Genomic DNA, 15,453 nt, shown 5'->3' with positions numbered 1-15,453 from the left:
ACGAACCTCGGCCGCTTGGATCGCGGCACCAGAGTGGAATTTCAGAACGGAAGATACCTCGCCCGGACGGGCGCGTTACGCGTTAGATAAGCGCTTACCTAAGAAGAGTCAAACAGGCCCTCAGAACTTCACAACGACCGCTAGAACGATAACAACCATTAGAACGGTCGGAACCTCATTCATCATGCGGTACTGCCGCCCAGTCAGCTTATTTCGCCCCTCAGCAAAGTCCTTGCGCCGAGCCATAAGCCAATGGTGAAACCATGTCATGCCGATCACTGCTGCGCCTTTGACCCACGGCCAGCTCCAATCCCATCCGACGATACCAGGCGTGAACACCATGATCAGCCCGCAAACCCAGGCCACGACCATTGCGGGGCGCATGATCACACGCAGCAGCTTTTCTTCCATTTCAAAGAAAATCTGTTGCGCACCCTCTACGGCTTGCGCCTTTTCAACGTGATACACGAACAATCTGGGCAGATAGAATAAACCAGCCATCCATGAAATCACGGCCATGATGTGCAGCGATTTCACCCAAGGGTATATTGCGAAAAGAATATCGGTCATTGGGTATTCCGGGCTTACCTGAAACCCTCCTAATAAAAAAAATAAGAAAGAAAAAGGATGATGGTTTTGTAGGGAGGTCAAATTCGGTGGATTACTTTTTTGTCCTGCCTTTTTCCCCAGGTGGAAAAAGTGAAGCACATCGGCGCAGAATCTGTTGATCAAGAAAAAAAATTATTAATAACAATAAATTATGAGATAAAAGCTCGGGCTGAATTGTGGATAACCATTGGAACAATCCGGGACGGGATGCTTATCCGAGTATTCCAACTTATCCTTGTCCCGTCTGGACAGGATCCGGGCGACTCGGGGAAGTCTTGCGCCAAATTCCCGGGGTTGCGTGTCAACCGGAAAGCCATACAAACCATTCGAGACTACTCATTGATTTGCACACGGGGTTTTCCACATGACTGTCCCCATAGTCCTTGCCTCAGGGTCCGTGATCCGCGCGCAGTTGCTCAGAAACGCAGGCGTCCCGTTTTCGGTTCAGATCGCGCGGGTGGATGAAGACACAGCCAAACGCGCCCTGATGGCTGAGGGAGCTCCGCCCCGTGATGTTGCCGATGCGCTTGCCGAAATGAAAGCACGTAAGATCAGTGACAAAGTGCCCGGCACTATGGTTCTGGGTTGCGATCAGGTTCTGGATTTCGAAGGTCAGATGCTGTCGAAGCCGGAAACGCCGGAAGAAGCACTGGCGCAGCTTAAAGCAATGCGCGGCAAGCGACATATGTTGCTGTCGGCGGCGGTGATCTATCAGGATGGTGAGCCCATCTGGCGGCAAGTCGGTCAGGTGCGTTTGCGGATGCGGGCCAGCTCGGATGCTTATTTACGTGATTACGTGGCGCGGAACTGGGACAGTATTCGGCACGCAGTGGGGGCTTATAAACTGGAAGAAGAAGGCGTGCGCCTGTTTGCTACCATTGACGGCGACTATTTTAATGTTTTGGGTATGCCCCTGTTAGAGTTGCTCAATTTTCTGGCCGTAAAGGGAGTAATCGATCAATGACGGAGCATCGCGTTCCTCTGGCCGGCGTGATTGGGCAACCCATTGCACATTCCCGCTCGCCAAAACTGCACGGGCATTGGCTGAAAACCTATGGATTGGTGGGGCACTACATCCCAATGGATGTCTCCCCGGCCGATCTGGAAACCGTTCTGCGGACACTACCCAAGGCTGGGTTTGTTGGGGCCAACGTGACCGTACCGCATAAAGAGGCTGCTTTGCGGTTGGCGGATCATGTCTCGGACCGTGCCTCAGTCATCGGGGCGGCAAATACGCTTGTATTCCGCGAGGATGGTTCAATTCACGCGGATAATACGGATGGCTACGGGTTCATGGCCAATCTTCGCAGCGGTGCGCCCGATTGGAACCCGCAGGATGGGCCTGCGGTTGTATTTGGTGCGGGCGGTGCTGCGCGGGCGGTGCTTCAAGCGCTGGCAGAAGCCGGAGTGCCTGAAATCCTGTTGACCAACCGCACCCGCACCCGTGCGGATCATTTGAAGGAAGAGTTCGGCCAACGGATTACGGTCGTTGACTGGGTGCAGGCGGGAAATGTGATCGAAGACGCAGAACTAGTCGTGAACACCACGTCTTTGGGTATGCAAGGGCAGCCAGAGTTACGCGTTCCACTGGATGGATTGCAACCCGGCGCTGTTGTCACCGATCTGGTATACGCGCCGCTTCAAACGCATCTGTTAAAACAGGCGGAAGAGGTTGGATGTACAACGGTCGACGGGCTGGGAATGTTGCTGCATCAAGCTGTTCCCGGGTTTGAACGCTGGTTCGGTGTTCGCCCCGAAGTGGACGCTGAAACCCGCGCGGCGGCCTTGGCATGAGTTTTGCGCTGGGGCTCACCGGATCAATCGGAATGGGAAAAAGCACGACCGCTCAGATGTTTGCAGATGAAGGCTGTGCGCTTTGGGATGCGGATGCTGCGGTGCATCGGCTCTATGCAAAGGGCGGCGCGGCGGTTGAGCCCGTGCGGATTACGTTTCCCACCGCCATTGCCGAGGATGCGGTCAGCCGGGATGCATTGAAGCAAATCATTGCGAATGATCCTGACGCGCTAAAAACAATTGAAAAAATCGTACACCCTCTGGTAGCGGCGGATCGCGCCTCATTTCGTTCTTCGTCGTCCGCCGATATCTTGGTATTCGACATTCCGCTGTTGTTTGAAACCGGTGGTGATGCGGCGGTGGATGCTGTTGCTTGTGTTTCAATCTCTGCTGAAGAACAAAAAAGACGGGTCATGGCGCGCGGCACGATGAATGAGGCGCAGTTTGAGCAGATTCGCTCCAAGCAAATGCCAAACGAAGAGAAATGCGGGCGGTCGGATTTCGTGATTGTCACGGATACTCTGGACCATGCTCGCGCGCAGGTGCAGGATATCGTCAGGCAGATACGGGCAGGGTTGGCAGATGCGTGAGATTGTACTCGATACCGAGACCACAGGGTTTGATCCCGAAAGCGGCGACCGGATCGTCGAGATCGGCGCGGTTGAGCTGTGGAACCACGTTGCCACAGGAGAAACTTATCACGTCTACATCAACCCCGAGCGTTCTATGCCGGAAGAGGCATTTGGTGTGCATGGCATCGGCCCCGACCTGCTGGAAAACCCGCGCCCGCCGGAAAAGGGCGAAGTGACGCTGAAGGACAAACCTGTCTTTGCCAAGGTTGGGCAAGGGTTTCGTGAATTCGTGGGTGACGCCAAGCTGGTGATCCACAACGCTTCGTTCGACATGAAGTTTCTGAACGCCGAACTGGGCTGGATGGGGGTGTCGCTGATCCCGATGGATCAGGCAATCGACACGCTGGCCATTGCCCGCAAACGGTTTCCGGGATCACCCGCTTCGTTGGATGCATTGTGCCGCCGGTTTGGCATCGACAATTCGAACAGGGTGCTGCACGGCGCGCTGCTTGACTCGGAAATTCTGGCCGAAGTGTATCTGGAGCTGATCGGAGGCCGTCAGCCCGACTTTGGATTGTCAACGTCGGCAAGTGCAGCGTCTGGCGGTGGTGAGGAATGGCGCCCGACAGCGCGACCGGATGCCCTGCCATCCCGGATCACCGAGGATGAGCGCGCAGCACATCAGAAATTTGTTGAAAAGCTGGGCGAGAACGCCCTGTGGACCCGCGCCTGACACGAACCAGACGCGGACCAAAACCTTAGGCGTCGGTTTTTTGCTCTTGAGCGGCCGCCTGACGGCGCGCCAGTTCGTTGCGATAGAGCGCCACGAAATCAATGTTATCCAGGTTGACCGGCGGGTAGCCACCGTCGCGTGTGATGTCGCTGACGATGCGGCGCAGGAACGGGAACAGCATGCGCGGGCATTCGATCATCAGGAACGGATGCATTTGATCTTCGGGCACACCTTCCACGTGGAACAGGCCGCAATAGTCGATTTCGCACAGGAACAGGACGTCTTCTAGGCCCTTGGCCTTGGATGTCAGTTTTAGCTTGATCGAGACTTCATACTGGTGCTCGGTCGTGCGTTTCTTTGCGTCCAGATTGACCTGAACTGAAATCTCGGGCTGTACGTCGCCTGAGACGCCTTTTTGCGCCATGACGTTTTCAAAGGACATGTCGCGAATGAACTGTCCCAGAACGCGCATCTGGATCTGAGGGGCTGCCTGTGCGGCGGTGTTTTCTGCAGGGCTTTCGTCAGCCATGAAACTTCTCCGGAATTGAAATTCGGCACTGCTTAGCAATTTGGGCCGGATAGCTCAATGCTGGTGCGGGCCTTCCACCCACTTCGACGGCTTTCCGGAGTTCTGGCGAGGGCGAACCTCGGTGAATTCGCCATCTATCACATCGTCCTGATCAAACGGGTTTGGCCCCGACCTGAATTGTGCGCCGGTGCCCATTTGAAAATGTGTGATGGTCGCCTTGGACTTGAGATAGCGGAACACTGCGACCCGGATGCCGGGAACAAGCAGCGCAAAACCAATGGCATCGGTGAAAAACCCTGGTGTCAGCAGCAAAACACCAGACAGCAAGATCATCGCCCCATGGGCCAGCGGCTCGGTTGGGTCGTCCAATTCGGCAAAGGATCGCTGCAAATTCGCCAGCGCCATGCGACCTTGTGTCCGCACCAGAACCGTGCCCAGAACGGCGGTCAGAACCACGATTGCAAGCGTCGGCCAAAGCCCGATCAGACCGCCAACCTGGATAAACAGGGCGATCTCGATGATCGGAACCAATAAAAAAGCCAAGAACAAGTACATTTGCGGTATCCTTTAGCATGGTCCGGGCTGTGGACTTGGCCCCGACTGTCACCTACATAGTGGCAGAGGGCAGCGTATACAAAGCCCGGGTTCTGAAAAGAGGACGAAATGAACTCACCCCTGATCCAGCTTCTGGTGCTGGCCGGAATTGCCATTTTCCTGATCCTGCGCTTGAAAAGCGTGTTGGGTACACGCGAAGGTTTTGAGAAACCGCCCCTTCAGCAACAGCCTGATACCAATGGCGCGCGCCGTGATTTCGAAGTGATTGAAGGCGGGCCAGATCACGACATCACCGACCATGTGGCCGAAGACAGTGAACAGGCGCAAACATTGGCCGCAATGAAGCGGGTCGAACCCAGTTTTTCTGTCAGCGAATTTGTGCAGGGCGCGCGCGGCGCCTATGAGATGATCGTGATGGGCTTTGAAAAGGGCAATCTGGACGAAATCCAGCCGTTCCTGTCCGAAGAAGTATTCGACAGTTTTGTATCAGTTGTTGCGGATCGTGAAGACAAAGGTCTGACCATCGAAGCCGAATTCATCGGGGTGCGTGAAACCACTCTGGTCGATGCGACCTTCGATAAGGATACCAATCAGGCCGAGATCACCATGCGCTTTATCGGTGAGCTGACGTCGGTCGTGCGCGATCGCGGCGGGGATATTGTCGAAGGCAACCCGAACACCGTCAAACGCCAAAAGGACAGCTGGACCTTTGCCCGTGTCATGGGCGCGGACGATCCGAACTGGCTGCTTGTTGCCACGGACGCATGATTGCAGCGCTCCGGTCGCTATTTCTGTGGGTCGTCATGACCACTGCCAGCGCCGCCGGAGCCGAGGCGACGCGATCCATCCTGTCATTCGATGACCTCGATGGCTGGGCCGCCGACGATCACGGGGCGGCCCTTTCGGTTTTTCTGAACACCTGTGGTGATCTGGACGATCCTGATTGGCAGACGCTGTGTGGCGTGGCTCAGAGTTATGAACCTGGCGCGGCGCGGGCTTTTTTCGAGCTGTTCTTTCGTCCTGTTCTGGTCGAAGACGGCGATGACGCCCTGTTCACCGGATATTTTGAACCTGAACTGGATGGGTCGAAAACCCCAACTGATAAATACCGCTATCCACTCTATCGGATGCCGCCCGAGGCGCGAGAGGCGGGCAAGTGGCTCAGTCGCCGTGACCTGCTGACCGGTGACGCCCTGACAGGTCGGGGCCTTGAGATAGCGTGGGTCGATGACCCTGTTGAGCTGTTCTTTCTGCAAATTCAAGGCTCGGGCCGGATACGTCTGCCCGATGGCGGTGCATTGCGGGTTGGATATGGCGGTGCGAATGGGCATCCCTATCGCTCGATCGGCGCGGAACTGGTCCGACGGGGTGCGCTGGGCGCGCACCAGGTCAGCGCGCAGATGATCCGGACCTGGGTACGCAAAAACCCTGAAGCCGGGGCTGAGCTGTTACTACACAACCCTTCGTATGTTTTCTTCCGTGAAGTGACGCGTGTCGCGCCCGAGTTCGGGCCTTTAGGCGCCATGAACCGCTCAGTGACCACGATGCGCAGTATCGCGGCAGATCCGGCTTATACACCTTTGGGCGCGCCAGTTTGGGTAGAAAAGGATGGCAAAAACCCGCTGCGCCGATTGATGATCGCACAAGACACCGGATCGGCGATCAAGGGTGCGCAACGTGCCGACATTTTCTTTGGCACAGGGGATGATGCCGGGCAGGCCGCCGGTCGCTTGAAGGATCCCGGCCGTATGGTTGTGCTGTTGCCGATCCAGAGGGCCTACGCCCTGTTACCGGATGAGTTCTGATGACCCGGCGCAAACTGACTGCGGATGAGATCGATTTGTGGCGCAAGGTCGCCAAACAGGCTGAGCGTTTGCACCCCGAACTGCCTCAGACTGTGCACCCCACTACCTTGCCCAAGCCCAAACCGACCAAAACGCCCAAGGCACGGATAGAAGCCTTTGAACTGGGTCAGACTGCGCCAACCAAACCGTCACGGAATAACCTTAAGCCATCGATCACCGAAGGTTTGCGGGCAAATCCGGTGCAGATGGACACCAAGTCTTTTGGTCGCATGAAACGCGGCAAGCTCAAGCCCGAAGGCAAGCTGGACCTGCACGGGATGCGCATGAGCGCTGCTCATCCCGCATTGGTTCGGTTCGTCCTGACCGCACAGGCACAGGGCAAACGGCTGGTGCTTGTCATAACCGGCAAGGGCAAGGACCGGGACGAACCGGGACCCATTCCAACGCCGCGTGGGGTCTTGCGCAATCAGGTGCCCCACTGGTTATCTATTCCACCACTTGCACAAGCAGTGCTGCAAGTAACACCCGCACATATCAGCCATGGCGGTGATGGCGCCTATTACGTTTACCTCAGGCGCGTCCGTTAGTCGGATCGCTGATTCTAGCTGGTCCACATGAACCGGATTCGCACGCGAACCCTGCCCTTACCCCTACTGGTTTATTGTTTCTGCAGGTCCCGCAACCCCGGTGATAAACTGCCGGCGCAATGAAACTTCGTAGCCTTGTCCAAGGCTTGCGAGGTTGTGCTTAACAACACAACCAGAACGGTATGGCAGACAATCGCCGATCCCATCTGATTGCATTGACCCAGCGGTTTCCGATTGCTTACCTTACGTAAAGCGCCCTTGTGGCGCTGATATTTTTATGACGAATTTATGGTGGCCGAATGTTAGGCTCCACTGCCATTTCCCGACCCCAAAGGTCGGAAGCATCCGCCATTTCAGGTGACAATGGCGCCAACAAAGATGTGCTGTCGCTTAATCTGCCGAAAGGCGGTGGCGCGATTTCTGGTATTGGTGAAAAGATCACCTCAAACCCGGTGACCGGGTCTGCGTCCTTGACGATTCCGGTTCCTGTCAGCCCCGGGCGCGGTGGTTTCACACCAGAGTTGCAACTGAGCTATGAGGCTGGCACCAGCAGTGGCATTTTCGGCTTTGGATGGTCACTTTCGCTGCCCGAGATCACGCGCAAAACGGAAAAAGGCCTGCCCCAATACGACGATGCCGCCGGATCGGATGTCTTCCTGATTTCGGGGTCTGAAGATCTGGTGCCGCTGCTCGATTCTCAGGGGGCACAATGGGAAGATCGCGCGCGGTTTCCAGGTGTGACCATCCACAGGTTCCGCCCCCGGATCGAAAGCACCTTTGCCCGCATTGAGCGGTGGACAGACGAGGCGACGGGTATCGCGCATTGGCGTGTCACGTCGCGCGAAAACGTCACTTCGATCTATGGCGCGTCAGGCCTATCAAGGGTGGCAGACCCGGACGACCCCGCCCGTGTATTTCGCTGGTTGTTGTCCGAGACCTTTGACGACAAAGGCAACGCCATCCGATACGAGCATGTCGCCGAAGACGCAGTTGGAATCGATCAGGCGCAGGCGCACGAAGCCAATCGGTCCCGCACAGCCGAGCGGTATCTGAAACGCATCCGCTACGGCAATCGAGTCTCTCGTTTGGTTGATCCGGATGTGAATGCAGGTGGATGGCTGTTCACGGTCGTATTCGATTATGGCGAAGACCACCTGTTGCCAATCGCACCTGATCCCAACGTGGCGGCGGATGCACAGCATGAGCTTGTCCATGCATCCGCTGATCCCGGCCGAAATTGGCAAGTGCGCCCGGACCCCACATCAAGCTACCGCGCGGGCTTTGAGGTTCGGCGCTATCGTCGCTGCCATCGAATTCTGACATTTCACGATATCCCCGACCTGCCGACGGGCGAACCGGGCTATCGCGGTCTCGTGAAGGCAATTGAGTTTTCCTATGACGATTTCACCCCTCCCGGTGCTGACACTGATGACGAGCGTCAGCACCTCGGCAGTACGCGCTATGGCTCATTCCTCATGGCGGTCGCGCAGTCGGGCTTCGCTCCGGACGATACTGTTGCACCGCGCGATGTGAACGGAGCCACGTTCCTTGCCTATCGGCGTCAGGCGATTCCACCGGTGGAATTCACCTATAGCCGGGCCGAGGTGAACGATATTGTGCACAGCCTTGACCGCGGGCAGACCGAAGGTGCTCCGGCCGGACTTACCGATCCGGCAAACTGGGTTGATTTGGACGGTGACGGTGTTGGTGGAATACTGACCTCGACCCCGGGTGCCTGGCACTACACTCGCAACCTTGGGCCAATGAACGGCACGGCGCGCTTTGCGGCCCCCGTGCTGGTTGCCGAGCGGCCTGCATTTGCTGAGTCAGGCCAATGGATGGACCTTGCAGGGGACGGTCGCCCGGATCTGGTGGTAATGGACCGGACCACTCCGGGGTTCCATGAGCGCGACGCGCAATCCGGCTGGTCCGACTTCCGCGCGTTTGAATATTGGCCACATGTAGATGTGTCCAACGACAGCATGAAGATGGTTGACCTGACTGGCGATGGCCTTGCTGACATTCTTCTGACCGAGGACACCGCTTTTGTCTGGCACCTCTCCGAAGGCGAGGCCGGGTTTGGCCCCGCGCGCAGGCAAGCGCAGCCATGGAACGACACTGACGGACCCCGACTTGTGTTTTCCGATCCTGAGGCTGCAATTTTTCTGGCGGATATGTCCGGCGACGGATTGTCTGATCTGGTTCGTATCCGCTGTGATGAAGTCGCCTATTGGCCCAATTGCGGATATGGGCGTTTCGGCACCAAAGTGGCTATGGACGACGCGCCGCAATTTGATCGCCTCGAGATGTTCGACCGCAGCCGCCTGCGCCTGACGGATATCGACGGCTCGGGCACCACCGACATTGTCTATCTGGGTGCAGAAGGTATCGACCTCTATTTCAACATGTCTGGCAACCGGCTTGCACCGCGTCGACGCCTAGGGAATGTGCCGCCGCTTGATACCGAAACTTCGGTTGATCTGCTCGATCTATTTGGAACGGGCACCGCCTGTCTTGTGTGGTCCTCTACTTTGTCCCGCGACGCAGGTCAGCCACTGCGTTACGTCGATCTGATGGGCGGACAAAAACCGCATCTTATGACCCGATATGTCAACAATTTCGGTGGCGAGACCGAGTTGCACTATGCCTCGTCGTCGCGGTTTTACCTGCAAGACCTTTATGAAGGACGCCCTTGGGCCACGCGCCTGCCGTTCCCGGTGCAGGTGGTTGATCGCATCGTTACACATGATCGTGTGGCGCAAACCCGGTTCGTATCTCGCTTTGCCTTTCACCATGGTCATTTCGACGGGGTCGAGCGCGAGTTTCGCGGGTTCGGCATGGTCGAACAATGGGACACCGAGGAATTTGCGACGCTCTCGTCAGATGCGCTGGGGCCACTGGCATCAAACGAAGACCCGGCATCTCATGTTCCGCCCGTACTGACCAGAACATGGTTTCATACCGGCGTGTATCTCGACCAAGGTAGTCTGCCCGATGTCTTGGCTGGTCTGCTTGATGGGCAGGATCGTGGGGAATACTGGCGCGCACCCGCTTGGCGTGACGACGATGTTGAAGCGCGGCGGCGGCTTTTGCCAGACACGGTGTTGCCACCCGGATTGACAACCGGAGAAACCCGCGAGGCTGCGCGCGCGCTTCGCGGCACGGTGCTTCGGCGTGAAACCTATGCGCTCGATGGCAGGGCGAAGCCCGGCTATCCCAACGGTCACCCCTATCAGGTGGTCGAGCAAACGCAGACTGTGCATCTTCTGCAATCCCGTGGACCCAACCGTCATGCCGTGTTTCTGACCCATGCCCGGGAAAGTCTAACCGCGCATTATGAGCGGATCCCCGATGACCCACGCCTTCAGCATCAGGTCATACTGGAGGTTGACCCGTTTGGGACTGAACTGCGCCGCGTCGATGTCATGTATGGCCGGCAAACACCTGATCCGACGCTGACGCCTGAAGATCAGGCGCGTCAGGCGCAGTTACATGCGGTATTACACACGCGGCGCGTCACGGACCTGATCGCGACAGATCAAACCTACCGCGCCCCGGTGTCATGTGAAGAACAAAGCTTTGAGCTTACCGGCTTAAGCCCAGCGCCGGGTACGCGTTTGTCCTTTGATGAGATCGAGACAGAGGCGAACGCTGCAGCCGATCTTACTTATGAAGCGACCCCAACCGCGGGTCAGGTGCAGCGTCGTCTGATCGAACACCGCCGTCAGTACTTCAGGGATGATACGCTGACCGGCCCACTGCCGCTTGGCCAGATGGGCAGTTTGGGGCTTCTCCATCAAAGCTTCCAACTGGCCTTCACGCCGGGTCTTGTCACGCAGGTTTATGGAGGCCGCGTTGGTGCGGCCGAGATGGCGCAGGCGGGATACACCGAGATTGACGGCGACGGCCAGTGGTGGCGCCCATCGGACCGTCAGCTTTTGTCGCCCTCAAGCGGTGATACGCCCGCGCAAGAGCTGGCATTTGCACGACAGCATTTCTTTCGACCACATCGCCTGCGGGACCCGTTCCATCAGCCTGCGACACATACGGAAACAACAGCCCGCTATGACGCTTTCGACCTGCTGATCGAGGAAACGCAGGACGCATTGGGCAATCGCATGTCGGCAGGGGTACGCTCGACCGGTCCAGCAGGCGCAATCACCGAACGCCGACAGGATTATCGCGTTTTGCAAGCCTTGGTATTGACCGATGAGAACGGTAATCGCAGCGAGGTGGTCTTTGACGCCTATGGCCGCGTGACCGGCATGGCCCGAATGGGCAAGGTCGATGGGCCCGACGAAGGTGACAGGCTGGATGGCTTTGATCCGACACTGGTGCCTGCAGCACGCACCCAAGTGCTGACTAATCCGCGTGGACCTGAAGCTCTGGCAGCACTTGGGCGCGCGACAATGCGTTATGTTTATGATCCCTGGGCCTATTATCACTCTCGTGGGGATCCTGTCCCATCACCCGTCATCGGTCTTTCCCTGCATCGAGAGGTTCACGACAGTGATCTTTTGCCGGGTCAAACCACCCCGTTCCTGGCCGAACTTACCTTTACAGATGGGATGGGGCAGGAAATTCAACGCAAGATTCAGGCCGAAGACGGTCCGGTCCCAACGCGTGATGGCTCGGGGAACATCCTGTTGGGTCCTGATGGTCGACCGGTTATGTCCGCATCGCCGTCGCCACGCTGGGTCGGTACCAGCTGGCAAGTGCGCAACAACAAAGGCAATATTGTTCGACAGTTCGAACCGTTCTTCACAGATCGCCCGACCTATGAGTCCGACATCCGCATCGGTGTAAGCCCAATTTTCTTCTACGACGCATTGGGCAGAGAGATCGGGATTTTGAATCCCGATCATACATGGAGCAAACACCGGTTTTCTGTTTGGGACCAGACGACATGGGACCCGGGCGATACTGTACTGATTTCGGATCCCGCCCAAGACCCCGATCTTGGCGACCATTTCCGCAGGTTGCCGCAGGCTGCCTATTTACCCACTTGGCACGCGCTGCGCACTGATCCGGCGCAAGCGCAGGCGTTGGCTACCCGTTTCCCCGATCCCGAAGACCGGCAGCGCGCCACTGAGGCTGCATCGAAATCGGCGCTTTATGATGACACACCGATGCGGGCATTGGCGGATACCCGTGGTGCGCTGATCGCGCGCCTCACCACGAACCGCACGCTCTACAGCAACACGGCCCCGGGCACCCTACCGACCGAGACACTCCACCGCGTTGCGACCGAAATCGATATCGAAGGCAATACGCGCCGAACCTGGGATGAGCTTGGGCGCGAGGTTCAGCGTACCGCTTTCGACATGCTCAGCACCGCCATTCGGACCGACAGTATGGAGGGCGGTACCCGTTGGCGGCTAACGGATGTAAGTGGCGAAACGGCGTTTACGTGGGATGCGCGCGACCACCGGCTGCGCCACGAATTCGATGTATTGCGCCGACCCATCGCCACTCATCTAAGCATCAATGCGGGTCCTGAGCTGCGGATCGATGAAACGATCTACGGAGAATCGCTGCCGACGCCCGAAGCCCTGAACCGCCGCAAACGCATCGCGATCAGCCGCGACCAATCCGGCACGATGGAAATTCTGGCCCATGATTTCAAAGGCAACCCAATCCGCAGCCAGCGGCAACTGGCGCAGGAGTTTCGCACCACGCTCGATTGGGCCGCACCCGTGGCGACTGAGCCCGAGATTTTCGCAGGGCAAACCCGCTTTGACGCGCTGGACCGTCCGGTCCAACTGGTGCCGCTGCAATCGCAATCGCCGGGCGCGCGCATCCAGGTTGTGCAGTACCGCTATAACCCGTCCTCGCGGCTTGATCGGGTGGACGCCTGGCACGCACGACCCGCGGCACCTGACACTTTATTGGATCCCGCCACTGCGGATCATGCCGTGGTCACAGGCATTGCATACAACCCTTGGGGCGACCGCGAACGCATCACCTATGGCAACGCGGTTGAAACAGAAATCCTGCATGATCCGTTGACCCGTCTCACCGAACGCATCATCACCCGGCGCGATGCAACCGGATTTGGCTCGGACTGTCCGACACCGCCAGTTGCAGGCTGGCCAGGATGCCACTTGCAGGCGCAGCACATGATCTACGATGTGTCCGGTCACGTGATCCACATCCGCGACAGCGCGCAACAGCAGATCTTTTTCCGCAATCGCCGTGTTGATGCCTCTAACGACTATACGTTTGATGCCCTGCATCGTTTGATCGAGGCGACGGGCCGCGAACATCTGGGCCAGCAAGGCGGCGCACTCGGCGCCCACAGCTATAACGACGCCGCGCGAACCCGGCTGCCACACCGCAGTGATGGTTTCGCCCTTGGCCGTTATCTTGAGCGTTTTCACTATGACATTGCGGGCAACTTGATTGAGATGCGCCACCGGGGCTCTGATCCCGTGGCGCCCGGTTGGACGCGGACCTACACCTATGGCGAGGACAGCGATCTGGCCGCGGGGGTATCCTCGAACCGCTTAAGTCAAACATCGGTCGGTGCGGTGAATGATATCATCAGTCAGGGCGGCGATGGCTATGACGCGATGGGTAACATGTTGCGGCTTTCCCATCTCGATCAGATCGAATGGGATCATGACAACCAGCTGCGTATGTGTCGCCGTCAGGCAGTTGGACCGGGTGATACGGACGGTCTTGCCCATCAGGGGGACCGCACATTCTTTGTTTACGCATCTGACGGGACCCGCATCCGAAAAGTGACAGAAACCGCTGCAGGAGCCATCCGTCGCGAAACGATCTCGCTGGGCGGGTTCGACATTATCCGCGAACCGGGTGCAAACCCGCGGACCCGAGAGACCCTGCATGTGGGGGACGAAGCTGGCCGTATTGCGTTGGTTGAGACGACGATCGCCGGTGGTGCGGTCAGCCGCGTCATTCGTTATCAGCACAGTAACCATGTGGGCAGTGTGGGGATCGAACTGGACGAGAACGGCAATGTTCTGTCTTACGAGGAATACAGCCCCTTCGGCAGTACCACCTATCAAGGCGTTGCCACCGCTGGCCTAGGTCCGAAACGTTTTCGATATACCGCGATGGAGCGGGATGCCGAAACCGGGCTTAACCATCATGGTGCCCGCTATGCCGCCCCTTGGCTCGGTCGATGGATCAGCGCTGATCCCATCGGAATTGAAGGTGGGCTGAACCTTTATGCCTATGCCTATAACAACCCGGTAACGCTCAACGATCCCGAGGGCACTGCGCCGCCCACTGTGCCCAACGGAGGCCTTGAAGTTGCATCGTTGCAGAAGGGTCTTGAGACGCTTGATGCGCTGGCGACTCAGGTCAGGAACACTGAAGGCAGCGTGCAGGAGTTTGCCCTTATCAAAGAGAACAACACGTTCAAGATATTGAAGGGCACGGCCACCAAGCCCGAGGTCTCGATTCCAAAGGGAACGACGGCTATCGCACACACGCACCCGCCCACTGCCATGGTTTCCTTTGCAGACGTCAACACCACCCATGCCCAGGGTGTGAAGGTCGCCGGAGTCCGGTCTCACCTGGTGGCGCATGGCAACGGCAATTGGACGCTGATCGAGATCCCGAAACAGGGAAACGGAATGTTGACCTCATTCGACACCAATACCGGCATGATCAAGGGCACCGTGCAAGTCTACCGCCCGGGCGCTGCGCCCGATACTGCGTCGATGGTGCAAAAAGTCGACACCATGAACATGGTGAACAAGCAAGGCAAAATCACCTCAATCTCCAAGCTCGCCAAAGCAATGCGGGGTAGCAAAGCAGTGTCGCAGACCCTGTCCGGGGGCCGCGCCATCCTAGGGGTCATGGGCCGTGGGCTAATGGTGATCGGTATGGCGGCCAGCGGCATTCAGGTTGGCACAGGGATCACGCAAATCGCCGAAGGCGAGACCGGCGTGGGCACCGCAAATGTGGTCGAGGGCACAGCCTCGGGCACTCTCAACGTGGTCTCGGTGTCGGGCAAGCTCGTCACGGGTGGTGGTGCCGGATCGGTCTTTGCCGCCGGGCTCGCTGCTTTCGGCTCAATTGCACTGGCCGGAACCGAAGCTCGCTCCGCAATCAAAGGCGAAAAAACCGCCGCGCGCGAAGCGGCCGATTTTTGGGTGGACGAAATCGACGCAGGCCATCGTCAGGGCGGCGTTGGCGGCTTCTTCCGACGGTCCGCTGGATACCTTGGCCTGGGCGCGGCAGGCACGATATCGATCCTGCAAGGCCAGGGCATCAAAGGCCATTTGAAATGGTGAAC

11 protein-coding genes are annotated in these 15,453 nt (G+C 57.9%); 8 read left to right on the top strand and 3 right to left on the bottom strand.

The genetic code is table 11. The annotated features are described in order from the left end of the window. Positions 1–120: 120 nt before the first annotated feature. Complete coding sequence (hemJ, locus tag ACR0AH_RS16590; RefSeq protein WP_170399440.1) at positions 121–570, bottom strand: protoporphyrinogen oxidase HemJ; 450 nt, start codon at positions 568–570, stop codon at positions 121–123. A 403-nt stretch (positions 571–973) separates the two neighbouring features. On the opposite strand from hemJ, the gene ACR0AH_RS16585 reads away from it, so the two are divergent. From ACR0AH_RS16585 to dnaQ, 4 genes are read left to right on the top strand one after another with little or no spacing between them, the layout of a single operon-like run. Next, on the top strand, positions 974–1,573 hold the full coding sequence (locus ACR0AH_RS16585; RefSeq protein WP_480592850.1) for a Maf family protein: 600 nt from the start codon (positions 974–976) through the stop codon (positions 1,571–1,573). Next, the gene (locus tag ACR0AH_RS16580; protein ID WP_480592848.1) at positions 1,570–2,403 is read left to right on the top strand and encodes a shikimate dehydrogenase; all 834 of its coding nucleotides are present in this window, start codon (positions 1,570–1,572) and stop codon (positions 2,401–2,403) included. Before ACR0AH_RS16585 ends, ACR0AH_RS16580 begins: the two co-directional genes overlap by 4 nt. Continuing rightward, a complete protein-coding gene (gene coaE / locus ACR0AH_RS16575; protein ID WP_480592846.1) occupies positions 2,400–2,993 on the top strand; it encodes a dephospho-CoA kinase in 594 nt (197 codons plus the stop codon). The genes ACR0AH_RS16580 and coaE overlap by 4 nt, the downstream gene beginning before the upstream one ends. Next, on the top strand, positions 2,986–3,708 hold the full coding sequence (gene dnaQ / locus ACR0AH_RS16570) for a DNA polymerase III subunit epsilon (protein ID WP_170399452.1): 723 nt from the start codon (positions 2,986–2,988) through the stop codon (positions 3,706–3,708). The genes coaE and dnaQ overlap by 8 nt, the downstream gene beginning before the upstream one ends. A gap of 25 nt (positions 3,709–3,733) precedes the next feature. Here the strand turns inward: dnaQ and secB are convergent, their stop codons facing one another. Together secB and ACR0AH_RS16560 are read right to left on the bottom strand one after the other, a co-directional pair. Then, positions 3,734–4,237 carry a protein-export chaperone SecB gene (gene secB / locus ACR0AH_RS16565; RefSeq protein WP_170399455.1) on the bottom strand — a complete coding sequence of 168 codons (504 nt, stop codon included), beginning with the start codon at positions 4,235–4,237 and terminating at the stop codon, positions 3,734–3,736. A 54-nt stretch (positions 4,238–4,291) separates the two neighbouring features. Continuing rightward, complete coding sequence (locus tag ACR0AH_RS16560) at positions 4,292–4,792, bottom strand: FxsA family protein (RefSeq protein ID WP_170399458.1); 501 nt, start codon at positions 4,790–4,792, stop codon at positions 4,292–4,294. 108 nt (positions 4,793–4,900) lie between these two features. Here ACR0AH_RS16560 and ACR0AH_RS16555 point away from each other — a divergent pair, with 108 nt between their 5' ends. The 4 genes from ACR0AH_RS16555 (at position 4,901) to ACR0AH_RS16540 (ending at position 15,451) form a co-directional block, all read left to right on the top strand. Next, entirely contained in the window at positions 4,901–5,560 is a 660-nt protein-coding gene (locus ACR0AH_RS16555; protein ID WP_170399461.1) for a Tim44/TimA family putative adaptor protein, read from the top strand. Beyond that, positions 5,557–6,597, top strand: coding sequence for a murein transglycosylase A (gene mltA / locus ACR0AH_RS16550; RefSeq protein WP_480592844.1), 1,041 nt, complete (start codon positions 5,557–5,559; stop codon positions 6,595–6,597). Before ACR0AH_RS16555 ends, mltA begins: the two co-directional genes overlap by 4 nt. Then, the gene (locus tag ACR0AH_RS16545) at positions 6,597–7,184 is read left to right on the top strand and encodes a Smr/MutS family protein (RefSeq protein WP_170426358.1); all 588 of its coding nucleotides are present in this window, start codon (positions 6,597–6,599) and stop codon (positions 7,182–7,184) included. The genes mltA and ACR0AH_RS16545 overlap by 1 nt, the downstream gene beginning before the upstream one ends. Before the next feature lie 299 nt (positions 7,185–7,483). Further along, positions 7,484–15,451, top strand: coding sequence for a SpvB/TcaC N-terminal domain-containing protein (locus tag ACR0AH_RS16540; RefSeq protein WP_480592842.1), 7,968 nt, complete (start codon positions 7,484–7,486; stop codon positions 15,449–15,451). The last annotated feature ends 2 nt before the right edge of the window (positions 15,452–15,453 follow it).

The organism is Ruegeria sp. AM5 (assembly GCF_056540645.1).
This window is presented reverse-complemented; position numbering and strand designations above follow the sequence as displayed.